This window comes from Pontibacter chinhatensis (assembly GCF_900113285.1).
GTDB lineage: Bacteria > Bacteroidota > Bacteroidia > Cytophagales > Hymenobacteraceae > Pontibacter > Pontibacter chinhatensis.
In genome coordinates this window covers 101,285-124,884 of record NZ_FOOT01000005.1, presented here as the reverse complement: position 1 = coordinate 124,884, position 23,600 = coordinate 101,285, and the positions used below count along the sequence as shown (strand labels likewise).

Below are 23,600 nucleotides of genomic sequence, written 5' to 3'. Positions count from 1 at the left end.
CCCAAAGTATAAGCCTTCCCATTTTAGCTGATCAGGTGGCAGAAGCGGTGTTGATAAATTATTCCTGCATATTTTATACCCGATGCTTGACTTTACGTAAACCCCTATTAACTTTGAAACTCAAAGTACTTTATCATGAATCAGCAGCAAGACCAGCTAGAAGCCCTGCACGAGATCCGCAACATCATGGATCGCTCTTCCCGTTTTATCTCGCTTAGCGGGTTATCCGGGGTGGCGGCAGGCCTGTCGGCGCTTGCCGGGGCGGCTGTTGTAAAGTGGCACCTAAGCCAGTACAATGTCACCTATTCCCAGGACAGCGGCGCCACCCTTACCTGGTCCAGCATCCAGTTTATGGTGGCTGTGGCCCTGGGTGTGCTCATCCTTGCTATTGGCTCTGCCCTATACTTTACCGCGCGCAAGGCCAAGCTTAACAATCACCGCCTGTGGGACAGCAAGTCCAGGCGCCTGCTCATGAACCTGGCCATTCCGTTGGCGGCTGGCGGCATCTTCTGTGCCATTCTGCTTTACCACGGTATTTTATACCTGATAGCTCCTGCCATGCTTGTTTTTTATGGCTTGGCTCTGATAAACGGGAGCAAGTATACCTATGGCGATATCCGGTACCTGGGCATTTGCGAGGTGATACTTGGCTTGCTGGTCAGCTTTTTTACCGGTTACGGCCTGCTTGCCTGGACAGTAGGGTTCGGCGTGCTGCACATGGTGTATGGTACCTTGATGTACTTTAAATACGAACGCTAGCCACCTGTGAAAGAGTACCTGGAAAATATAAACAAGGCCTTCGAGAGCAGGGCGCGGCTGGGCATTATGTCGGTGTTGATGGTGGAGGACAAAGTGGACTTTAATACCCTGAAGGAAACCCTGCAGCTGACGGACGGCAACCTGGCCAGCCATCTGCGGGCGCTGGAAGAGGCCGAGTACCTGCGCGTGGAAAAGCAGTTCGTGGGCCGCAAACCCAACACCACCTACCATGCCACCGAGGCCGGCCGAGAAGCCTTTAAAAGCCATCTGGACGCTCTGGAGCAGTTAATTTTGAACAACCGGCAGTTCGACTAATTTTTTTGTTTAATCACTTTGTAACTCAAAGTACTTTAGAGTCAAAACAACACTTATCAACTTAAAAATATAAAACCATGGCACAGCAAAACGAATCCCAAAATCAATCAACCCACTCTTTGTCAGTTGTCAAACCTATGCTCATAGGGGCAGGCATTGCTTTAGTCGTCATTTCATTTTTTGTATTTGGGGTGGACAACACTCCTGCTGAGTGGGGAAAGTTCTGGAGGATCAGGCCCCTTATTGTGACGCCATTAGCCGGGGCCATGGGGGGCGCCTTCTATGCCTTTATGGACTACCAAAGCTCCCGAGGCTTTAACCGGACGCTGGCCATACTGCTGAGCATTGTGGTATACTTTGTCGGGTTGTGGCTGGGCACTGTGCTAGGGCTGGCCGGCACCATGTGGGATTGAGCATTAGATACAGGAAATCCTGAAGTATAAGCTTTAAAGTATAAAGTCATGAAAAACGAGATCCTCTCCCACCTGCACGACCCAGGCCAGCTCGAAAGGCTGTACCGCAGCAACAAAGGGCCTTTCAAACGGGAGTTCAGCATACTTTACCCCGAGATCCAGGGCAACGCCCTAGCCGAATTCTGGAACGCAAGGCTCCACTACGAGTCCGAGGAAATATCGTGGGGCTCCCGAAAAGAGTTGCTGTTCGTGGTGATAGCCTCTTTGGTGGCGGGCATACTGGCCAAACTGCCGGCCATTTTTCCCATCAGCGAAGAGTTCTACTATCCCCGCAACATCGGGTTTCTGGTGTTCCCGTTCCTGGCCACCTACTTTGCCTGGAAAAACAAACTACCGGAGGGCAAAGCCGCCTTCCTAGGTTTTGCGACGGTTGTCTGCCTCCTGTATATCAATTTCCTGCCAAACAACCCGCAAAGCGATACCCTCATCCTGGCCTGCATCCATTTGCCGCTGCTGCTCTGGGTTATACTTGGGGTTTCGTTTGTGGGCGATGATCTCAGCAACTACAGAAAACGCCTTGGCTTCCTGCGCTTTAACGGCGACCTGGCCGTGATGACGGCACTCCTGGTTATTGCTGGCGTGCTAATGACGGGCATTACCATCGGGCTGTTCGCGCTCATCGGTTTTCAGATTGAGGAGTTCTACGCTGAGTACGTGGTGGCGTTTGGTCTGCCTGCCGTGCCCATCGTGGCCACCTACCTTACCCAAACCAACCCGCAGCTGGTCAACAAGGTATCGCCGGTGATTGCCAAACTGTTCAGCCCGCTGGTGCTCGTCATGCTGGTGATTTACCTGGGCGCTATCATCTATTCGGGCAAAGACCCTTACAATGACAGGGAATTCCTGATGCTGTTTAACGCGCTGCTGATTGGGGTGATCGCCCTGATTTTCTTCTCCGTGGCCGAAAGCTCCACCGAGGAAAAAACTGCCTGGAGCGTGTGGGTGCTGCTGTTGCTGTCTGTGGTGACGGTGGTGGTAAACGGCATTGCGCTGTCGGCCATCTCCTTCCGAATCTCGGAGTGGGGCATTACGCCAAACCGGGTGGCGGTGCTGGGGGCCAATGTGCTGATGCTGATACACCTGCTAATCGTAACGGTGATGCTCTACAAGGCCGCGACAAAGAAAGCTCCTATATCTGAAGTCGGCCGGTTTATCGTGCTCTACATTCCGGTTTATGTGGCCTGGGTGGTGGTGGTCATTTTCCTTTTCCCGCTGCTGTTTAGCTTCAAGTAAGGCAAATCAATAAAACATAAAACACTTTAAAATAAGGAGACACAAGTATGATAACGCTCAACAAAAGACTTTCCCGCATTTTACTTACAGTGGCAGTGCTGCTGTCTATCCCATTATTCGGAACGCTTTTCTCAGTCGGTTTCAACTGGGGCCTGTTCGACTTTATACTTGCCGGCGGCCTGCTGCTGGGCACGGGCCTGTTGTGCGAGCTGGTGCTGAGAAAAGTTCGTAGGCCCGATTACCGGATCGCTCTCATCGTGCTTGTGCTGGCGGCACTCCTGCTAATATGGGCAGAAATCGCAGTCGGTATTTTCGAGTCGCCGTTGGCCGGGAGTTAAATCGTGTAGCCATGAGAGTCGCGTTCAACTCAGCACACATCACCAGTTGGGTAATTGGTCTCGTTGTGTTTGCCATCGGCCTATCAAACCTGGTGCTGGTACACCCCGTTCCGGGAATTGTTTTCCTGCTGCTTTCCCTGGTGTACCCTCCCCAGGTAAATGCTGTGCTCAAAGCAAGGTTCGGCTTCTCTGTCCCGCTTGCCGTGAAGGTCATCCTGGGCCTTGTCATCATCTGGTTTACCTTAGGGGTGAGTGATTTGGGGGATATGATTGATTGACCTGGCTGTTAACACTTCTGCCATGACGAAGACTGAACTTAAGGCGGCAAAGCAGTTTAAAGACAACAGCGCCGGGGGGATTTCTGCCAGGATAGACCAGCTGCATTTGCGGGCACGTGGAAACAGGTGGCTCTGGCTCTTTGCCATCTTCTGCAGGGTGTCGCTGGCCGCCGGGTTTATACCTTCCGGGCTGGTGAAAATCATGCAGGAGCGCTTTACGGTATTGTCGTCTAACCATCCCATGGGTAACTACCTGGAGGCCGTTTATCACACCGGGTTTTACTACACCTTTATCGGTGTGATGCAGGTAGCGGCAGCGGTTTTGTTACTGGTTCCGCGCACGGCGGTGTTGGGTGCGTTTATCTACTTCCCCATCATCTTGAACATCTGCATCCTGTCATTGGCTGTCCGCTTCGATGGGTCGCTGGTTACCTCGCCTTTAATGGTGTTGGCCAACCTGTACCTGCTTTGCTGGTATTACCACACCTGGAAATTTATACTTCCCTTTAATCGCTTCCCAGTTCAGGCAGCAATACCTCGTTGGGGCCAGCTAAGCAGTAAGTTCCCCGACAAATTCTTTATGGGAGTGGTATGGGCTGTATTTATGGTTATGGTGGTGCTGACCAATAGCTATGGTGTTAAGCCACATAACACCTTGTCGGAGTGTCAATCGCCTTGCAAAGATAGTCCCAACCCTCAGGCTTGCCTCAATTTCTGTAATTGCATCCACCGAGAGGGCCAGCCGCTTGAGCAGTGTCTGGAAGCTTACCATGAGGCTGTGAAGGGTACAGCCGCTCAGTTTTGATTTTTTTGAACCTATACTTTGGAAAACAAAGTACTTTAACATAGAAAAAATGAGACAACTTATTAAACCGGCTGCTAAAACTCAGCTGTCGATGCACTACACAGGTGTGGGCTTAATCATACTTTCTTTCCTAATCTTTATGTTGCCGGAATGGGGTGTGGGAGCAACTGAAGGCGGGGTATTCGGAATCTTCTGGCTTAACTACAGTCTCGTCTTTTTATACTTTCTACTTCTGATAATAAGCGGGCACTACTCTTTCAAAAGGCCTTTTCAACACCTACATACCCTGTACCTTCTACAGGTCTTGGCTATCATCAGCTGCTATTCGCTGAACCGTCAACTGAACATCTTTCAGGATTCGGTTCCGTGGCTGGAAGCATACATTTCATTATTTTGTGTGGCCTTAACAGCCTATAGCTTTCAGGAGCGGCTACCGAGGCTGGTGAACCAACTCCTGCTTTTTGTGCTTGGGGCCGGCGCCATACTTTGGCTATACTACTCCATTTACTTGTTGCCGCTTGTCGCCATCAGTATTCTTGGGCTTCTCGTCCTGGGTATTTCGGTACATACTTTTGTGCCAATCTGGGTGGTTATAAGCGTAGGCCTGGGAGTTATGAGAGCCGCAGCCCAGGAGCGCCAGTATTTGCGGAGTTTCCTGGCAGGTGCTGCCTTCCCCATACTTTTCGCAGCCTTCTTTCTGGTGCAATGGCATCTGCGTGAAAGACAAGTTGATTTTTACAGCAACGACTATGTGCTACAGGAAAATGAAAGCTTGCCGCGTTGGGTGAAACTAAGCCAGCAGTTACCTGCCGATTACCTGACTGAGCGACTTATGAAAACAGAGCTGGTATACCAGGTGCCAGATGAGACCTTCAGCATGTGGGAAATGCCAGGCGACAGCTTCCATGAGATAAAGAAGCACGACCCGTTGGTGATACTGGCCGTGCTTCTACTGGGGAAGCCCAACTTGGACAGGCCTGAAAAAGTAAAAATCCTGGAAAGCATGTATGATGCCCGCCATCAGGCGGAGCAGCGGCTCTGGTCAGGCAATAACCTTAGCACAACCAACGTGGTATCGCAGGTGAAGATTTACCCGGGATACCGCCTGGCTTATACCGAGAAAATATTGAGCATACACAATAGTATGCCCAACAGCTGGAGTCAACAGGAAGCGATTTATACTTTCTTTTTACCGGAAGGCAGTGTGGTTACCTCACTATCGCTGTGGATCAACGGCCGCGAGGAAAAAGGCTATCTCACCACAAAGGGCAAAGCGCAAACAGCCTATAACACCATTGTAGGTGTGGAGGCACGCGACCCGTCCGTCGTGCATTGGCAAGAGGGCAACCGGGTGTCGGTGCGTGTGTTTCCCTGCACCCCGGAAGAGAACCGCCAGTTTAAGATAGGCATTACTTCTCCCCTGCTGGTGCAAGGCGAAAAGCTGGTTTACGAAAACATCTATTTTACCGGCCCTTCTGCTACGGCAGCATCCGAAACATCCGTTGTTTACCTGGAAGATCAGGTGCAACATTTAAACCTCCCACGAGGCTACAAATTAACCCCTAGCAACGCGTACAAACGCCAAAGTACCTACCAACAGGACTGGAGCCTCAGTTTTACAGCGCCAAAAGCAGCAGAAGGCGGCTTCAGTTATGGCGACAACAGTTATAGCCTGGTAGCACTACCGCAGCAGTTGACGCCTTTTGCTCCGCAGCAGGCATACCTTGATATAAACGCCAGTTGGTCTGCCAGTGAGTTTAACAAAGTATGGGAGTTGGTCAAGAACCGGCCGGTATATGTCTGGGATGGGAAAATGGTACAGCTTACAGAGCAGAACAGGGAGCAAATGTTTGAACTACTGCAACAGCAACATTTCTCGCTCTTCCCGATACACAAGATAAAAGATTCGGACAAGGCACTTGTCATCAGCAAGAGTAACGGCACCTCGCCTAACCTCAGCGACCTGAAGGGCTCTCCATTTGCCGACGACATGGCGGATGCTTTGCAGCTGAGTTCAACAGTAAGAGTATACTCGCTCAGCCAGCAGCTTCCGCCATACCTTAAAAGCCTGAAAGAGCTACGTGTTATTGCCTCTATGCAGGGCGATGAAGAGCAGTTGGAACAGCTCCTGCTACACCAGCAATTTATCAAAACAGCGCCGGATAAAGACACGGTACCACTGGGCTTATCAGGCCTGGGCGTTGTGAAAACCAGAGCTTCGGGAGACGGAAATGCTCCTGATCACCTGATGCGCCTGTTCGCTTACAACCACCTGCTGCAGCGAATTGGCCCGCGCTATCTCTGCAAAGATTTTGTAGAGGATGAGCTGCTTGCGGAAGCATCGCAGGCAAACATTGTATCTCCCGTATCGAGCCTTATTGTGCTGGAGACGCAGGAGGATTATGAGCGGTTTGATATCCAAAAAAGTAAAGACAGCCTGGGTAACGCCAGCATGAATGGCTCAGGAGCCGTGCCAGAGCCGGAAGAATGGGCCTTAATTATACTGGCAGTACTCATCATTGGTACCATCATCTTAAAGCCATACATCCTGCGATGAACCTAAGAGCCATACTCCGCACAGAGCATTTTATCCTGACAACGATAATACTGGGTTTATACTTGCTAATTGGTGGGTTTATTCTGAGCGACTACCTGCTCTGGGACAGCCAGTGGCTACTGGCTCTGGCTCTGGCTCTGGTACCGTTGGTAACACAGGTACAGTCACAAAAGTCTGTTCCCATTAGCGCTTTACTCATAGCCATTGGCTTTGCTATACTGTCCTATCACCTGCACAACAGCACATTATATTTTTTAGCACTTGTTACTGCAGCCTGGTGTGGTTTACAGGCCGTACTTGGCCGCCTCTCACTGTTTCCCCTGTTGCTCTTGATGGTAGCTTCTCCCATTTTCAAATATGTTGTCAACATTCTGAGCTTCCCGCTAAGGATACAGCTGACAAACTGGGCAGTGGCTATACTTCAGCGATTAGGATCTGAGGCGGAAGCAGCAGGCAACATTATCCTTATTAATGGGAATGAGTTCGCTGTGGATCCCGCTTGTGCGGGCTTATCCATGCTGTCGCTGGCGCTGCTGCTAGGGATATTTATACTTGCCCACCTGCAACGGGTTGAAAAAAAAGTATGGCCGCTCTGGTTTATTGGCCTGCTATTAACGGGCATGCTGCTGTTAAACCTGGTTTCAAACCTAATGCGCATTCTGCTTCTTGTCTGGTTCAAGATTCTGCCAGACAACCCACTGCATGATGTGCTGGGCTTGCTTTGCCTGTTTTTCTATGCCCTGCTCCCTTTCTACTTTCTTGCAAAGCAGCTGCAACATGCCAGCTTTGAGCCTGCTACACCCAAACCTGCAGCCAGTACAATAAGCCTCCGCGGAGGACTCTCCATCAACTACTTCCTTCTACTAGGTTTAACAGGTGTTGGGGTAAGTATAAACAAGCAAAAACCACTTGTGGCTTCGGAGCAACAAGTTACACAGCTACCGGGGTTCGACATGGAAAAGCTACAGCAAGGTGTTACAAAGTATAGCAACGAAGCAATGCTAGTGTACCTTAAGCCGGTTCAGGCCTTTTACTCAACAGAACACCACCCACTCATCTGCTGGGAAGGCAGCGGCTATAAATTCAGGCACGTGCAGCAAAGGCAAATTGGAGCGGACACAGTATATGTGGGAGAGCTACAAAAGGGAGCAGACACCTTATATACTGCCTGGTGGATGGATAATGGCCAGCACCAGACTATCAACCAGTGGGACTGGCGCTTAAGAATGCTTAAAGGAGAGGAAAAGTTTAAACTGGTTAATGTAACCGTAGCCCAAAAAGAGGCGCTTCCGCAAGCAATTCGCTCTTTCAAAAAGCAAACTAACTATCTTATGGTACACGTAGATTCTGATAGGATACGGTAGCTCGTCTAAAGCGCACTGGCAGCTTCGTTAAGTAAAAGCTTAGCCCAAACGTCAATGTTGTTTATACTTCTTCGTACAGTAGTATAGATCACTTAATCCTCAACCCATGACCAACCCCGAAGAACTCCAGCAACCAGTGCATGCAGCCCCTTTGTACAAACGCGTGCTGCAGGGCGCAGGGCTGGCTTTGATCTTAGTTGTCATTTTCCTGCTGCTGGGCAAAAATCCCAACCCAGAAGCTGGGTGGAGATGGATGATGCTGCCGCTCATCATGGTTCCTGTTTCAGGCGGCATTGGCGGCTTGTTTTATTACATGATGGACCACCTGCGGCACCAGGGCGGCTGGAAGAAAATACTGGCCAACGTGAGCAGCGTGCTGGTGTACATCTTCCTTCTGCTGATTGGCCTGATTGCCGGGTTAAATGGTTCAAGCTAGGTTCTACTTCGTTCTTACCTAACTTCCAAGCCTGTTTTTATACTTTGCCCAGGCTGTACACCAAACATTCATGTTTTAGATATTGGGAAGTATAACCCATTTTCCTGCCTTTTTCGTTTATATAGCACACGTTTAACCTAATTAAGTTGATGGCTTATGAACACCCTACCTGTCAACTGGCTTACCGAAGGGCTCCTGGATTTTGAGTATAAAAAGTACCTGCTGCTGGCCTACCTGCAGGCCGTGAAAGGCGAGTTCAGTCAGCACCGCCTCTACCCTGTTTTCTCCGACCTGATCATGCACTACCGCAACCTGGTGCAGGTAAAAGAGCATAAACAGCTCGTGTACGAGTCCTTTCCGCAACGCATCAGCCGTGCCGATTTTGAGAAGCTGCAACTGGTGTATGAGAAGATTGTGCAGGACGATGAGACCATGGAGCAGATCGAGGAGATCATCCAGTACGCCACCCCCCTTTTCAGCACGGCCCTGAACGAAGGCAAGGAACTGTACGATTTCGTGGAGCGCCACCTCGAGATTACCCCGGTGGGCATCACCCCCATTTACCACGACGAGGGTTACCTGTTTGTGGAGCACACGGCGGGCAAAGAAACTTACGTGTACAGCTACCACATCACCGTGTTTGAGAACACCTACGAGAAGTACAGGGGCATTAACACCAAGCACCTGCAAACCGTGCGACGGGGACTCACCCTCACCCACGAGCACCTCAAAATCCAGCTTATTAAAGAGCGCAAGGAGCTGCCTAATCCTGCCACTTTTGCGGCGGTTTCCAGGTTTCCGGTGCCGCTGGAGCAGTCGCTGCTGCCCATTGCCAAGCGCTCGCTTGTAAAATATGTAACCAAACTTGCCGCCTGAGTTCAAAACCAACGCGGCCGGGCGGCAAGTTTTCCAATATTTTACACACAAAATTTACATCTCTCACAAAAACCCTTAATTTTGCATCATTCATATTAAAAGGACGGAAACGTCTGTAGAAGTTTATAGAGAAGAGGCGAGAGACTAGGCTCCAAGACCCTCTGGCAACCTCCTGACAAGGTAAGGTGCCACATCCTATCCCGGCGCGGCCGGGGCATATAAATGGATAACGCGATGCAAACCTACAACAACCAACCGGCACCATGTACAGCAACAGGCTGTGGCAACACCACAGTTTGGGCTACTTTACACATCAATACTGCACTACCGCCTCAGGAGTGTTGCTGTTGTTGCTGTTGCATGTGCTAAAATTGCACCTCCCGAACTTTTCCGGCTTGGCAGGCTTTATGTTAAGAGCCATAGCACAAACAGCAATTGCCCTGCATGGTATGCAGCAGTCGCTGAACAGGTGCTGTTAATGCCCCGGAACCAGAAACCGACTTCAAAAGAGATTATTTATAAAGTATGGATTTATCACAGGAACTACTGGCCAAGCTCGACGTGCTGCGTACTGCACTGGCGGGTTTACCGGCAGCCGAAGGCCTTCGCCGCCTCACCGAGGAGTTTGAGGGCAGCATCGCCTTCTCCTCCAGTCTCGGTATCGAAGACCAGCTCATCACTCACTACATTTTTGAGCAGAACCTGCCGGTGCGCGTGTTCACGCTGGACACCGGCCGTCTCTTTAACGAGAGCTATACCCTGCTGCACAGAACCAACAAGCACTACGGCAAGAACATGGAAGTATACTTTCCGAAGCACGAGGCCGTGGAGCAGCTGGTGAACGGGAAGGGCCCGATGAGCTTCTACAACTCTATTGAAGACCGCAAGGAGTGTTGCTACATCCGCAAGGTGGAGCCCCTGAACCGCGCCCTGCAGGGGGTGCAGGTATGGGTAACAGGCATCCGCGCCGACCAGTCCGGAGCGCGCCAGGATTTGCAGTTGCTGGAGTGGGACGAGGCGCACCAGCTCATCAAGTATAACCCGCTGCTGAATTATACTTTGGACGAAGTGCTGGCTACCGTAAAGGCCCTGCACATCCCTTACAACCCGCTGCACGACAAAGGTTTCGTCAGCATCGGCTGTGCCCCTTGTACCCGCGCCATCCAGCCGGGCGAGGACTTCCGCGCCGGCCGCTGGTGGTGGGAAGACAACTCCAAAAAAGAGTGCGGGCTGCACGCGAGATAAGTTAGAAAGTTAGAAAGTTAAAAAGTTAGAGAGTGAAGGCTTGACAAAGCAATGTCATTCACTCAATCGCTCATTCAAAATTGATATGACAAAGAGATACCTGGACTACCTCGATCAGCTGGAAGCAGAGGCAATCCACATTATGCGCGAAGTGGCGGGGCAATTTGAAAAGCCAGCCCTGCTTTTCTCAGGAGGAAAGGATTCGATTACGCTGGTGCGCCTGGCGGAGAAGGCATTTCGCCCGGGCAAGTTCCCGTTCCCGCTCGTGCACATCGACACGGGCCACAACTTTCCGGAGGCCATCCGCTACCGCGACGAGCTGGCCGAGCGCCTGGGCGAGAAGCTGATTGTGCGCAACGTGGAGGATACCATCAAGCGCAAAAGCCTATCGGAGCCGAAGGGCCGCTATGCCAGCCGCAACGCGCTGCAGACGCACACCCTGCTCGAAACAATTGAGGAATTTGGCTTTGATGCCTGCATCGGCGGTGCCCGTCGCGACGAGGAGAAGGCCCGTGCCAAGGAGCGCATCTTCTCGGTGCGCGACGAGTTTGGCCAGTGGGACCCGAAACGCCAGCGCCCTGAGCTGTGGAACATCTACAACGGCCGCGTCCACAAAGGCGAGAACGTGCGCGTGTTCCCTATCTCGAACTGGACGGAGCTGGACGTGTGGAACTACATCAAACGCGAGGAAATCGAACTCCCCAATATTTACTACACCCACGAACGCGAGTGCCTGGTGCGCGACGGCAAGCTGATGGCCTGGTCTGACTTTATCTTCCAGGAGCCGGACGATGTGGTGGTGAAAAAGCAGGTGCGCTTCCGCACAGTAGGCGACATGACCTGTACTGCTGCCGTGGAAAGTATAGCCCACGACATTGATGGGGTAATCGCCGAGATTCTGGAGTCAAAGATAAGTGAGCGTGGCGCTACCCGTATCGACGATAAACTGTCGGAAACGGCAATGGAAGACCGCAAGAAAGGAGGATATTTTTAATGGACATTCTACGATTTATAACAGCCGGCAACGTAGACGACGGCAAGAGCACACTCATTGGTCGCCTGCTCTACGATACCAAACAGATATTTGCCGACCAGCTGGAGGCCATTGAGAGCTCCGGCCGCATGAACGAGGATGGCCAGGTAGACCTTTCATTGCTGACGGACGGACTGAAGGCAGAGCGCGAGCAGGGTATCACCATCGACGTGGCCTACAAGTACTTCTCCACCGAGAGACGCAAGTTCATCATCGCCGATGCACCGGGCCACATCCAGTATACCCGCAACATGGTGACGGGTGCCTCTAACTCTAACCTGTCTATTATACTGGTAGATGCCCGCAAGGGCGTGCAGGAGCAGACGCGCCGCCACTCCATTATCTCCTCGCTGCTGGGCATTCCGCACCTGGTAATCTGTATCAACAAAATGGACCTGGTGGGCTATGACGAGCAGGTATACAACCAGATTGTGGAGGACTACAAGCAGTTTGCCAGGAAGCTGCGCGCCAAAGAAATCACCTTCATCCCGGTAAGCGCCCTGAAAGGCGACAACATTGTGGAAGGCTCTGAGCTGACCATGCCGTGGTACAAAGGCCCCAGCCTGCTGGAGCACCTGGAGCAGGTACCCGTGTCGCAGGACTTTAACCTGGAGGACGCGCGCTTCCCGGTGCAGTACGTGATTCGCCCCTTAACAGCCGAGCACCACGACTACCGTGGCTATGCCGGTAAAGTAATCAGCGGTACCTACAAAGCCGGTGATAAAGTGACGGTACAGCCTTCTGGGCAAACGTCCACCATTAAATCTGTGGAACTGGGCGGCCAGGTGCTGGAAGAGGCTTTTGCGCCGATGTCGGTGGTGCTGCAACTGGAGGATGATGTGGACATTAGCCGTGGCGATATGATTGTAAAAGCTGCTGATAACCTGGAAGTAGCGCAGGAGTTTGAGGCGGAAGTATGCTGGATGCACAACAAGGCCCTGAAGCCGGGTGCCAAGCTGCTGCTCCGTCACAACTCCACTGAAACCCGCTGTGTGGTGCGCAACATCGACTATAAAATCGACATCAACACACTCGACTACCTGGAGGACGTGGACCAGATACAGCTGAACGACATCTGCCGTGTACAGATAAAAGCTGCCTCCCCGCTCCTACTCGACAAGTATGCCGACAACCGGTCTAATGGTGGGTTTATACTGGTGGATGAGACTTCGTTTGCAACAGTAGGTGCCGGTATGGTGGCCGAGATTGAGTACTAATCTCAAGTTTATACTTTCTATAAAATCAAAAAGCCGCTGCAGTTTATACTTGCAGCGGCTTTTTGATTTTATAACGTGTAAGCTCAGGTAGGTATCTTATCTTTTTCTAAATCCTTTCTGAAAATATGTCTTTCCAGGACTGTCCCCTTGAGGGGACTATAGGGGTGTAGAGCTACGAAGCAAGTTAATGAAGACTGGCTCGAAAGGCCTTATCCTTATGGCGCGAGCGTCCTCGCTCGTGACTGGCTATAGTTTGGGCCTCGGGCCCAGTCGGATTGCAAATCCACGCCAGCAAATCGGAAACTCCATTAGCTTTCATTCAAAGTATAAAACACCCCTATGGTCCCCTAAAGGGGACAGTTGCTATACTTGCACACCTGCTCAGCCAAGAATCTTGCGGGAAGCGGGCTGGAACTTATGCTCGTGCCTTCCTTGCCTACTTCACCAGTTCAAAAGTATAGCTTATCGTAGCGGTCTTGTAAAGTATAGCCGCCACCGAGCAGTACTTGTCCATCGACAGTTGGATAGCCTGCTGTACTTTCAGCTCTTCCAGCGGCCCGCCAAGTATAAAATGGATGTGGATTTGCTTGAATACTGACGGCAATTCGCCCTGCTCCCGCTCCGCCTTCACGTTGATTTTGAAAGAGTCGATCTGCTGGCGCTTCTTTTTCAGAATCTGAATAACATCGATGGCGCTGCAGCCGCCAAGGCCCATGAGCAGCATTTCCATCGGGCGGGCGCCGGCGTTGTGGCCACCGATTTCCGGGGAGCCGTCTATGTTAATTTCCACTCCGGAGGCTCCTGTGGCCACAAAGTGAAAATCCTCGTCTACGCGTGTAAGGTTAACTTCCATGTGTTTGTACAATAATGCCTGCAAGCTAAGCCCGCAGGTGGTGTTAAAAGTAGATTTAGAGTTGATGAGTGCGCTTGAAAAATCTCTCCGAATATAGCTCTCATCACTTCCCTTCTCCAAAGAGAAAATCTTAAGTTCTGATTTATGGTCTATCTAAGTTTTGTCATGCTGTTAAGAAACTTGGTAGAAGGGTAGCTAAGCTACTGCTATATGCCACCAAGATCCTTTCAGGATGACAAAACGAAGAAAATGAATCGGCCCTGCTCTTGAAGAGGCGGGTTAGAGTTTCCTCTCTAACAACTAACAACGAATAACTATCAAACCCGCTCCAGCGCTTGCTGTAGGTCTGCGATGATATCGTTTATACTTTCTAGCCCCACGGAAACGCGCACCAGGCCCGGCGTGATACCCGTAGCTAAACGCTCCTGTTCGGTCAGTTTGGAGTGGGTAGTAGAGGCTGGATGGGTGACGATGGTGCGGGTATCGCCCAGGTTAGAGGTGATGCTCGCCATCTGCAGGTTGTCGATAAAGCGCTTAGCTGCTTCATAACCACCTTTTACTTCCAGCGTTACGATGCCGCCGCCCTGTTTCATCTGCCTTTTGGCCAGCTCATACTGCGGGAAGGTCGGCAGAAACGGGTAATTCACTTTCTCCAGCGCCGGGTGGTTTTCCAGGGCCTCGGCCAGTTTCAGGGCGTTTTCGCAGTGCTTTTCCATGCGCAGTTGCAGCGTCTCCAGGCTCTTAGATAGTATCCAGGCATTAAAAGGCGAGATGGCCGGACCGGTGTGGCGGGCAAAGAAACGTATCTGCGCGATCAACTCTTTAGAGCCTACGGTTATGCCTCCCAGCACGCGGCCCTGCCCGTCGATATACTTGGTGGCCGAGTGTATCACCAGGTCGGCGCCGTAGTCGGTGGGGTTTTGCAGGATAGGGGTGGCAAAGCAGTTATCCACCACCAGCAGCAGGTTATGCTTTCGTTTCAGTTCCCCCAGCCACGCCAGGTCAATCAGCTCCAGACCGGGGTTGGAGGGCGTCTCGATAAGTATAAGCTTAGTCGTTGGCTTGATCAGACTCTCCCATTCTTCCGGATTGGCAGCATCGGCATAGGTATAGGTAATGCCCCACTTCGGGAAGATATTGGACAGAAGCTGGTGCGTAGACCCGAAAACGGAACGGCAGGCCAGCACATGGTCGCCGGACTGCAGCAGGGCCCCCAAGGTGCCGAAAATAGCGCCCATCCCTGAGGCAAAGGCAAAACCGTCCTCAGCTTTCTCAAGAAAGCACATCTTCTGGAGCAGCTCATCTACGTTCGGGTTGGCGTAACGGGAGTATACTTGCCCCTGCTCCTCTTCGGCAAAAACGGCGCGTGCCTGCTCGGCGTCCTCAAAAGTGAAGCTGGAGGTAAGGTATAAGGGTACAGAGTGCTCCCGGTATTGGGAGCGCTGTGCCTGCAGGCGAATCGCCCCAGTCTCATTATCCTTCATGTATCGTGCGTAATAAGGTTAGTATAGATTAAAGTATGGTGTCGGGATTTTTTACCAGGGCAGATCAAACGGCAAGGCCAGCACCATCAGCCTCAGGCTCACGATGATCACCACTATGCCCACGATGATCATCATCGTTTTAACCGGCAGCTTACGGGCCAGGTACGCGCCCAGCGGCGCCGCGATGGCTCCGCCCAGAATCAGGCCAAGTATAATCTGCCAGTGCGAAATACCAGCAAAGGCCACAAAAGTAGCCGAGCTGGCCACCGACACGAAGAACTCGGCCAGGTTCACAGAACCGATAGTATACATCGGGTTGCGGCCTTTGGCAATGAGCGTGGAGGACACTATCGGCCCCCAGCCACCGCCGCCGATGGCATCCAGGAAGCCGCCTGCTGTGGCCAGAAACCCGAGCCTTTTCACCGGCTTCTTTTTTGTCTTCTTCCGCAACACCTTGCGCAGAATCAGGATACCCAGGAACATGGTATAGGCGGCTACGATCGGCTTGATGACATAGAGGTAATCCTCGAAGGCATAGAGCAGGTAGGCACCCAGTATGGCTCCCAGCACCCCGGGCAGCACGATGCTCTTAAAGAGCTTGCTGTTTACGTTTTTGAACTTCAGGTGCATCCAGCCCGACACGCCCGAGGTAAAAATCTCGGAGGCATGCACACTGGCGCTGGCCGCCACCGGGCTCACCCCTACGCTCAGCAGGAAAGTTGTCGCACTCACGCCATAGGCCATCCCCAGAGCGCCGTCAATCAGCTGGGCCACAAAGCCGGCAAGTATAAAAATGAGGATGCCGGAGTCGACCTCGGAGGCAATGTCCATGGCAACGGTGCCGATGGTTTGCAGCGGGATGTAGCTGAAGAGCAGGTGCCCGGTCACCATCAGGGCAATCACGGCCGTTAGCGTGGCCAGCACGTAGGTAGAGCGGTACCGGTAGCGTTTCTTGGGCAGCGGGTTGACGAGCCCCTCCGTGAGGTGGTTCAACTGCCGGACCTTCTCCGTAAAATCGCCGCTGAGCTGTGTCCGGATTCTACCCAACTTGCCAAGCACTTGGTCTATTTCGTCGGGGAAGGCCTCGTTGAGGACCTCTTTTACCCGCTTGGCCACCGTAGGCGATTTACCGTTGGTAGAGATGCCCAGCTTCAGGCTCCCCTTCTGCACCACCGAGCCCAGGTAAAAATCGCAATGTTCCGGGGTGTCGGCTACGTTGGTGAGTATTTTCCTTGATTTGGCCAGGTCCCGGATGGCCTTGTTCAGGATATGGTCGTCTGTGGCAATCAGCGCCAGGTCCACGCCCGTCAGGTCCTCGTCCTGAAACTCGCGCACGACCACCTCCACGTGTGGGTGCCTGGCTGCCAGGGTCCAGATAGCGCTGTGCACCTCCGGGGCCACCAGCCGCACCTGCGCCTTGGGGCTGTTGGCAAGTATGGCCGACAATTTTTCCAGCCCTACGGCTCCGCCTCCCACTACCAAGGTCTGCAAGTCCTCCAGCTTTAGGAAAACCGGGAACAGCGGATTGCTCACTTCTCCATTCTCCTGGGCCACCACGGGCTCGGGGAGATGACTGTCTTGGAGATTATCCATCTAATCAATTGTTTTTATACTTCCACAGCAACAGGCTTCTGCTGCAGCAAATCCAGGGTATAGCGCAGGGCAGGGTGATAATTGACTACCTCCCCCAGCACGATAACCGCGGGCGCTCCTACCTGCTTGGCCGCCACGCGCTCCACGATGTTGTGCACATTGCCCAAAACTATCTTTTCGTCGGGCAGAGAGCCGTTCTGAATCACTGCTACAGGGGTATCTGCTTTACCGGCTGCTGCGAAGATTTCCGAAATTTGCGCTAATTTACTCACTCCCATCAGAATTATCACAGTCGAATTGGATTGAGCGGCCAAACTTACATCGGCAGACACCTCTCCGGAGCTTGTCGTGCCGGTTATCACCCAGAAACTTTCGTTCACGCCGCGAATGGTGAGCGGAATCTGCTGCAGCTCGGGCACCGCAATGGAACTGGAGATGCCCGGCACCACCGCCGTCGGGATGTTATACTTGTCGGCGTGGGCCAACTCTTCGTAGCCGCGGCCAAACACAAAGGGGTCGCCGCCCTTGAGGCGCACTACGTGCCCATGCGAGTAGGCCAAGTCTACAATCAGGTTGTTAATCTCGTCCTGCGTCAGGTGATGCTTCCCCAGCCGCTTGCCCACAAAAATTTTAGGTGCCGTGGCGGGGGCATGCTGTAACAGCTCCGGGTTTACCAGCGCATCGTAGAGCACCACATCGGCCTGCTGCAGTGCCTTTATACCTTTCAGGGTGATGAGTTCTTCATCGCCGGGACCCGCACCCACCAGCGTAAGTCTGGGAAGCTTATACTTTGCAATTACCTGCTGCGTAGTATTTTTTATTTTTCTTCTTGATGCCATGTCTTTTTGAATTTTGAATGAGTGAATGCGTGAATGTGGATGTTAAAGAAACAGGTTTATACTTCCTGAAAATCAGCTCCTTCACGCCATCAGGCATTCACAACTTTTTCTTTCCTGTAGCGGTTAGCCTGCTGCAAAAACAAGAGCGCCTGGCTCAGGTATTCTGTTGCAAAGCTTTCGCTTGGCTCGTGCTGGTTAATTTGCAGCACGCTGCTCTTAAAATCAGGCGCGAAGGTGAAAAGGCCCGTTTCCACAAAATGCGTGTCGAACTCCTGCAGGATGCTGTGCTGGGTGTTGGTGCTCACGCTCTTGCCGAGCAGCAGGGCCTTTGCTGTGCTGATAAAGGCGGCATAGCCATAGTAGATGGCATCGGCATAACGCTGCTCCTCCAGCGCCTCCGCCGCCCACTCCAGCTTCTCGTCGGATTCGTAGAGCAGCGTCGCCACCAGGTCAATCATCACGCCTGCGCACTCGCCCACCCCAATAGCCGGCTGAAAGCCATCCTGATGCCCCCAATCCACAAAGTCTTCGGCGGTGAGCGTAGTCAGGTCGGTTAGTGGCTTCAATAGCTGGTAGAAGTAGTCTTTGCCGTTGCGGTCGTAGTAGGCGTTGAAGCTCTCTCCCTCCTGCTTGCTTGCCAGGAAGTCGTTGAGCACGTAGCGCAGGACCTCCGGCCCGCGTTTGCTGGGCACTTTCAGGAGTTTCTGCGCGATGCGGCCTTCGCCGTTCTGCACCGTGCCGCCGCCCAGCAGCACCTGCAGGGCCGGCAATACGCTTTTTCCGCTCTTCAGCGAGGAGCCGTGAAAGCCCAGGTTGGCCATACCATGCTGGCCGCAGGAGTTCATACAGCCGCTTATCTTGATTTTGAAATCGGTATTGAACAGCATCTCCGGGTACTCCTGCACAATCACCTGCTCGAGCACTTTGGTAATGTTGGTGCTGTTGGAGATGCCCAGGTTACATGTGTCGGTGCCGGGGCAGGTGGTGATGTCGGCGGTGCTGTTGAAGCCTGGCTCGGCCAGTCCTAGTTCATCCAGCCTGGTAAAAACGTAGGGCAAGGCTTCCTGCCGCACATACTTGAGCAGCAGGTTCTGCCCCTGCGTCACGCGCAGTTCATCGGCTGCAAAGTCGCGCACCAGGGGCACCAGTTGACGAGCCGTGGCGCTGCTGATGTCGCCGATTTGTACTTTGATGTAGATGCCGTAAAAGCCTTCTTGCTTCTGCCGGAACACGTTCGTCTTCAGCCACTTCTCATACTTGTCCGTATCCTCCAGCACAAAATCCGGGATGGGGCGAGCGGCAGGCGGCGCAGCGTTGAAGTCTATACTTTTGTCTACCTCGAAGCTGTGCGACTTCAAGGCCTTATACTCCTCGTTCACCAGGCGCAGCACCTCTTCCAGCCCCAGTTTGGCAATCAGGTATTTGAAGCGCGCCTTGTTGCGGTTGTTGCGCTCGCCATAGCGGTCGAAAATACGGAGCACGCCCTCTATCAACGGGATAACCTTATCCTCGGGCAGGAACTCAAAAGCCGTATGCGCCAACACCGGCTGCGCCCCCAGGCCGCCCCCAATCAGCACTTTAAAACCGCGCTCCCCGCCTTTGATTTTCGGGATAAAGCCCAGGTCGTGCAGGTACGACATGGCCGTGTCGGAGTCGCTGGAGGAGAAGGACATCTTGAATTTGCGGCCCATCTCCTGGCAAATCGGGTTGCGCAGGAAATAGCGGAAGGTGGCATCGGCATAGGGCGATACGTCAAACGGCTCCTCGGGGTCTATGCCGGCCTCGGGCGAGGCGGTGACGTTACGTACGGTGTTACCGCAGGCCTCCCGGATGGTGATATCATCCTCTTCCAGTTTGGCCCAGAGCTCGGGCGTCCGGTCCAGGCTCACGAAATGGATTTGAATGTCCTGGCGCGTGGTCAGGTGCAGGTTGCCGGTTGAGTACTCGTCGGAGATGTCGGCGATGCGGAGCAACTGCTGCGTTGTCAGCCTGCCGAAAGGCAGCTTGATGCGCACCATCTGCACGCCCAGCTGCCGCTGCCCGTACACGCCCCGGGCCAGGCGCAGGCTCTTGAATTTATCTTCCTGCAACTTGCCCTCGCGGTAGAGCCGGATCTTCTTTTCCAGCTCAATAATGTCTTTGGCTACCAGCGGGTTCTCTATTTCGGTTCTAAAACTTTGCATCGTGATTCTTGAAGTATAAAAGCCACCAAAGCGGCATGAAGTATAAAAAAGGTATGGAAACGCCGGACACGGCCAGGAAGGGCTGCGCGGCTAAGAAATCTACAAAGGCAGGTTATACTTAACAGGCACGCATACCACCAAACTGCTGCAGGCAACAACAGCAGGCATGCGGTGGCATAGCGCTATAACGGGCCTGGGCCCATGCATGGGAAAGGTATAAAAACGGGGTATTTGCTGCTGTACGCATACCTGTGCTACAATGCGCCCGGGCTGCCATACTATAAAAGTATAGCTGCCGCTACAGACGCGTAAAAAATGAGGATAAATGGCCCGTAGAGCTGCCTTACAAAAGCAGCAAATAAGTCAAAGGCCGTAAATCAGAAGTAATTTTTAGCAGGTACAACAGCAACAACAACACATCGCAGCAGCAGGGGTAAAGCTGTGTCGGGAAGAAGGGTTTCCGAATGTAGGGATGTTCTGTGTTGTGTTCATGGTGTTGTCATTTATATTTTCCCGTTGTTGGGCAGGACTTGGCACCTTTCCAAGGAGGATGGTTGCCAGAAGGTCATAGAGCCTGTTCTCTCGCCTCTTCGTCTATAAATTTCTTGCGGTCAGCAATACTATTCGGGGCAAATGTACTAAAGCTTTTACATACCGGCTATACATTACCGGATAATTTTATGCGCTGCCGCAGCTAAAATTCACTGTACTTGTGTGCCTTACCCACTATTTTTAGAGCAAAAACTTCCCATTAAAGCTGCCAGAGACACTTTTTATATTTGAGTCGTTGCACCAATCCTGCGCTCCTCCTCCCCCCTGCCGACAAAACCGCCATTTATACCTACCAACGCCTTATCGGCAACCACAGGCTATTCATATAGAAATGCCGTGCATTGGTATATTCTGTTTTTTCAGTACACATCTACAGCATTACTTTGTAGCGTGAAGAAATAGCAGAGCATGTATGAAAAAGCCTTACACCTTACTTAACCGACCACTAAACGCTTAAACTATGAAGAAACAGTTACTACTAATCCTGCTGGGGCTGAGCACCACGGCAGGATGGGCGCAGGCACCGCAGCAGGCAAGCCCGCAACAGCAACAAGCCGCCATGCCTGCCCCAAAAGGCAATGCCAAGATTAGCGGGGTGGTGCTGGATTCTGATACCAAGCAGCCTATCGAGTTTGCTACCGTGGCCCTGATTAACCTGAGCACAGGCAAGGCAATAGATGGCGCCATGGCCGACGACAAAGGCCGCTTTACGATACAAAAAGTAGCCGCCGGCAAGTATAAACTCAACGTGTCGTTCCTGGGCTACCAGCAGCAGGCCGTTGAGAACGTTACGGTCAGCTCTGATAACGCCGAGGTAAACGTGGGCACGATTTCCCTGGCCTCCGACGCCCAGAAACTGAGCGAGGTGGTGATTACAGGTGAGAAGCCGCTGGTAGAGGAGAAAATCGACCGCACGGTGTATAATGCCGAAAAAGATATTACCAACACGGGTGGCAACGCGGCCGATGTGCTGCAGAAAGTACCGGCCCTGAGCGTGGACACTGATGGCAACGTGCAGCTGCGCGGCAGCGGCAACGTGCGCGTGCTCATCAATAACAAGCCGTCTTCCATTATGGCGGGTAGCGTGGCAGATGCCCTAAAGCAAATCCCGGCGGATATGATTAAGACCGTGGAGGTTATCACCAGCCCATCGGCCAAGTATGACGCTGAGGGTACGGCCGGTATCATCAACATCATTACCAAAAAAGACAGCGGGATAGAGGGCGTGAGCGGCTCTGTGGCGGTTACCGGCGGCACGCGCGCCAGCAACGGCAACGCCAGCCTGAACCTGCGCCGCGGCAAGCTGGGCATCAACGCCACCGGCAGCGGGGTGCACTTCTACAACCACGGCGACATGAGCAACATCACCACTTTCAGAAGCGAGGGCGATGTGCAGAACCGACGTGAGCAGTACGGCGACACCAAGATCCGTGGTGCCTTCATGAACGCACAGCTTGGCTTCGACTACGACATCAACGCCAAGAACACCATCTCCGGCGGTGTGCGCCGCAACGGCGGTCAGTTCAGAATGGAGAACGACCAGACGCAGCGCTTTACCGAGAATGGCGTGGAAGACCCGGCTTATACTTTCAACACCGACATCGAGAACCGCAACAAGCGTTTGGGCACCGACCTGAACCTGGACTACGTGCACACCTTCGGGAAGCAGGGCCATGAGCTGGCAATCCTGTCGCAGTATACCATGACGGACACGGATACCCGCAACTACCAGGACCGCTATACTGCCGGCGAGGAGCCGTTTTACCTGCAGCGCAACAACAACGACGGCGCCAACAACGAACTGACCTTCCAGGCCGATTACGTGCAGCCGTTCGAGAACAAAACCACGCTGGAACTGGGCGCCAAGTCTATCTTCCGTGATGTGAAGAGTGACGGTTTTTACCGCGATATTTTCGTGGCAGAGAATGGGGCGGCTAACAGCAACCTGAACTTCGACTATGCACAGGATGTGTACGCCTCCTACTTTACCTATGGCTTCGCCGTCAAGAAACTCAACTTCAAGGTAGGTGCCCGCTACGAACACACCGAGATTGCCGGAGACTACTTCCAGGTGCTGGAGAACGGCAGTGAAGAGCGCGAGAAGTACTCCGATAGCTACGACAACCTGATCCCAAGTATAGCTTTGTCTTATACGTTAAAGGAGAAGCATACGCTAAAGGCCAACTTCACGCAGCGTATCCAGCGTCCGTCGCTGTTCTTCCTGAACCCGTTTGACCAGGAGCAGGCACCCGGAACGATAGTGCGCGGTAACCCTCGCCTGGATGCGGAGCTGACTGACTTGTACGAGTTAGGCTATAGCACCTACTTCAAGACGGCTTCTATCAGTGCCAACCTGTACATGCGCGAAACCGACAATGCCATCGAAACAGTGCCGGACCTTGAAGGTGATAACACCATCCTTACTTTTGCCAACGTGGCTCAGAACAAGACCTACGGTGTCAGCCTGTTCGGTTCCATTAAACCTGTGAAAGCCTGGACGGTAAGCGGTAGCTCCAACATTTACTATGTAGACCTGAAGAGCTCGCTTTATGAGAATAGCGGCTGGATGTACAACATCAACGGTAACACCTCCTACGACTTCGGCAAGGGCTTTAGCGCCCAATTTAACGGAGGCTTTAACTCGCGCAGGATTCAGCTGCAGGGCAAGTTCGCTTCCTTCTCCTTCCACTCGCTGGCCTTTAAAAAGGAGCTGTTCGAGGGCAAAGGTGGCCTTAGCCTGGGGCTGGACAACCCCTTCCGCAAGAGCATGAAGATGAACAACGACGTGGAGGCTATCGACTTCACGCAGCGCATGCGCATCAACAACTACAACCGCGGCGCCCGTGTTACCTTCGATTACCGCTTCGGTAAGATGGAGAAACAGAAGATGCCACGCCGCAAGCGCAGCATCCGCAACGACGACACCAAGCAAGGCGACGGCAACGGCGGAGCCGGCGGCTTATAAGCCTCAGAAAGTATAACTACTACCTACCTAAGGCCCCGTCTCGTGCAGACGGGGCTTTTTTGTTGATAGGCTAGCCTGAGGTGCCATAAACCCACCCCTGCCCCTCCCAGGAGGGGAATCACCCTCTTGCTCCTGCTCCGGATTGCAAATCCGAAAGAGCATATCATAATATGGCCATCATCCTAAATTGCTTCCTTCGCAG

The 23,600-nt window shown here is 52.7% G+C and carries 20 protein-coding genes and 2 riboswitches; of the genes, 15 read left to right on the top strand and 5 right to left on the bottom strand.

The window, feature by feature from the left end:
- The first annotated feature begins 135 nt into the window (after positions 1 to 135).
- The 14 genes from BM040_RS14935 (at position 136) to BM040_RS14870 (ending at position 12,929) form a co-directional block, all read left to right on the top strand.
- Positions 136 to 759, top strand: a complete 624-nt coding sequence (locus BM040_RS14935) for a hypothetical protein (RefSeq protein WP_092103217.1) — start codon at positions 136 to 138, stop codon at positions 757 to 759.
- Between the two features lie 6 nt (positions 760 to 765).
- Complete coding sequence (locus BM040_RS14930) at positions 766 to 1,074, top strand: winged helix-turn-helix domain-containing protein (protein WP_092103214.1); 309 nt, start codon at positions 766 to 768, stop codon at positions 1,072 to 1,074.
- Positions 1,075 to 1,211: 137 nt separating this feature from the next.
- Positions 1,212 to 1,487, top strand: a complete 276-nt coding sequence (locus BM040_RS14925; RefSeq protein ID WP_245756233.1) for a potassium transporter KefB — start codon at positions 1,212 to 1,214, stop codon at positions 1,485 to 1,487.
- 48 nt (positions 1,488 to 1,535) lie between these two features.
- Positions 1,536 to 2,780 (top strand): DUF4153 domain-containing protein, encoded by a 1,245-nt coding sequence (locus BM040_RS14920; protein ID WP_092103210.1) that lies wholly within the window; start codon positions 1,536 to 1,538, stop codon positions 2,778 to 2,780.
- A 47-nt stretch (positions 2,781 to 2,827) separates the two neighbouring features.
- Positions 2,828 to 3,118, top strand: coding sequence for a hypothetical protein (locus BM040_RS14915; protein WP_092103208.1), 291 nt, complete (start codon positions 2,828 to 2,830; stop codon positions 3,116 to 3,118).
- 11 nt (positions 3,119 to 3,129) lie between these two features.
- Positions 3,130 to 3,396, top strand: coding sequence for a hypothetical protein (locus tag BM040_RS14910; RefSeq protein WP_092103206.1), 267 nt, complete (start codon positions 3,130 to 3,132; stop codon positions 3,394 to 3,396).
- A gap of 22 nt (positions 3,397 to 3,418) precedes the next feature.
- Positions 3,419 to 4,201 carry a DoxX family protein gene (locus BM040_RS14905; protein ID WP_092103782.1) on the top strand — a complete coding sequence of 261 codons (783 nt, stop codon included), beginning with the start codon at positions 3,419 to 3,421 and terminating at the stop codon, positions 4,199 to 4,201.
- Between the two features lie 49 nt (positions 4,202 to 4,250).
- Positions 4,251 to 6,758, top strand: coding sequence for an XrtN system VIT domain-containing protein (locus BM040_RS14900; RefSeq protein ID WP_092103196.1), 2,508 nt, complete (start codon positions 4,251 to 4,253; stop codon positions 6,756 to 6,758).
- Entirely contained in the window at positions 6,755 to 8,122 is a 1,368-nt protein-coding gene (gene xrtN, locus BM040_RS14895) for an exosortase N (RefSeq protein ID WP_175491085.1), read from the top strand. The genes BM040_RS14900 and xrtN overlap by 4 nt, the downstream gene beginning before the upstream one ends.
- A 106-nt stretch (positions 8,123 to 8,228) precedes the next feature.
- Entirely contained in the window at positions 8,229 to 8,558 is a 330-nt protein-coding gene (locus BM040_RS14890; RefSeq protein WP_092103191.1) for a hypothetical protein, read from the top strand.
- A 156-nt stretch (positions 8,559 to 8,714) separates the two neighbouring features.
- Positions 8,715 to 9,434, top strand: coding sequence for a hypothetical protein (locus BM040_RS14885; protein ID WP_092103189.1), 720 nt, complete (start codon positions 8,715 to 8,717; stop codon positions 9,432 to 9,434).
- Positions 9,435 to 9,554: 120 nt separating this feature from the next.
- A riboswitch (SAM riboswitch) is annotated at positions 9,555 to 9,659 on the top strand.
- Between the two features lie 300 nt (positions 9,660 to 9,959).
- Positions 9,960 to 10,679, top strand: a complete 720-nt coding sequence (locus tag BM040_RS14880) for a phosphoadenylyl-sulfate reductase (protein ID WP_092103187.1) — start codon at positions 9,960 to 9,962, stop codon at positions 10,677 to 10,679.
- Positions 10,680 to 10,764: 85 nt separating this feature from the next.
- On the top strand, positions 10,765 to 11,673 hold the full coding sequence (gene cysD, locus BM040_RS14875; protein WP_092103185.1) for a sulfate adenylyltransferase subunit CysD: 909 nt from the start codon (positions 10,765 to 10,767) through the stop codon (positions 11,671 to 11,673).
- Positions 11,673 to 12,929, top strand: coding sequence for a sulfate adenylyltransferase subunit 1 (locus tag BM040_RS14870; RefSeq protein WP_092103183.1), 1,257 nt, complete (start codon positions 11,673 to 11,675; stop codon positions 12,927 to 12,929). The genes cysD and BM040_RS14870 overlap by 1 nt, the downstream gene beginning before the upstream one ends.
- Before the next feature lie 436 nt (positions 12,930 to 13,365).
- Here the strand turns inward: BM040_RS14870 and BM040_RS14865 are convergent, their stop codons facing one another.
- The 5 genes from BM040_RS14865 to BM040_RS14845 all read right to left on the bottom strand — a co-directional run bounded on the left by BM040_RS14865 (position 13,366) and on the right by BM040_RS14845 (position 19,881).
- Positions 13,366 to 13,782, bottom strand: a complete 417-nt coding sequence (locus tag BM040_RS14865; RefSeq protein ID WP_092103780.1) for an OsmC family protein — start codon at positions 13,780 to 13,782, stop codon at positions 13,366 to 13,368.
- A 317-nt stretch (positions 13,783 to 14,099) separates the two neighbouring features.
- Positions 14,100 to 15,266: a trans-sulfuration enzyme family protein gene (locus tag BM040_RS14860; RefSeq protein WP_092103181.1), complete on the bottom strand. Its 1,167-nt coding sequence runs from the start codon at positions 15,264 to 15,266 to the stop codon at positions 14,100 to 14,102.
- Positions 15,267 to 15,317: 51 nt separating this feature from the next.
- Positions 15,318 to 16,859, bottom strand: coding sequence for a TSUP family transporter (locus BM040_RS22135; RefSeq protein ID WP_092103179.1), 1,542 nt, complete (start codon positions 16,857 to 16,859; stop codon positions 15,318 to 15,320).
- Between the two features lie 14 nt (positions 16,860 to 16,873).
- Positions 16,874 to 17,698: a uroporphyrinogen-III C-methyltransferase gene (gene cobA, locus BM040_RS14850; RefSeq protein ID WP_092103177.1), complete on the bottom strand. Its 825-nt coding sequence runs from the start codon at positions 17,696 to 17,698 to the stop codon at positions 16,874 to 16,876.
- 89 nt (positions 17,699 to 17,787) lie between these two features.
- Positions 17,788 to 19,881 carry a HEPN domain-containing protein gene (locus BM040_RS14845; RefSeq protein WP_092103175.1) on the bottom strand — a complete coding sequence of 698 codons (2,094 nt, stop codon included), beginning with the start codon at positions 19,879 to 19,881 and terminating at the stop codon, positions 17,788 to 17,790.
- A 500-nt stretch (positions 19,882 to 20,381) separates the two neighbouring features.
- A riboswitch (SAM riboswitch) is annotated at positions 20,382 to 20,484 on the bottom strand.
- 409 nt (positions 20,485 to 20,893) lie between these two features.
- Here BM040_RS14845 and BM040_RS14840 point away from each other — a divergent pair.
- Complete coding sequence (locus BM040_RS14840; RefSeq protein ID WP_092103174.1) at positions 20,894 to 23,398, top strand: TonB-dependent receptor; 2,505 nt, start codon at positions 20,894 to 20,896, stop codon at positions 23,396 to 23,398.
- Positions 23,399 to 23,600 lie beyond the last annotated feature (202 nt).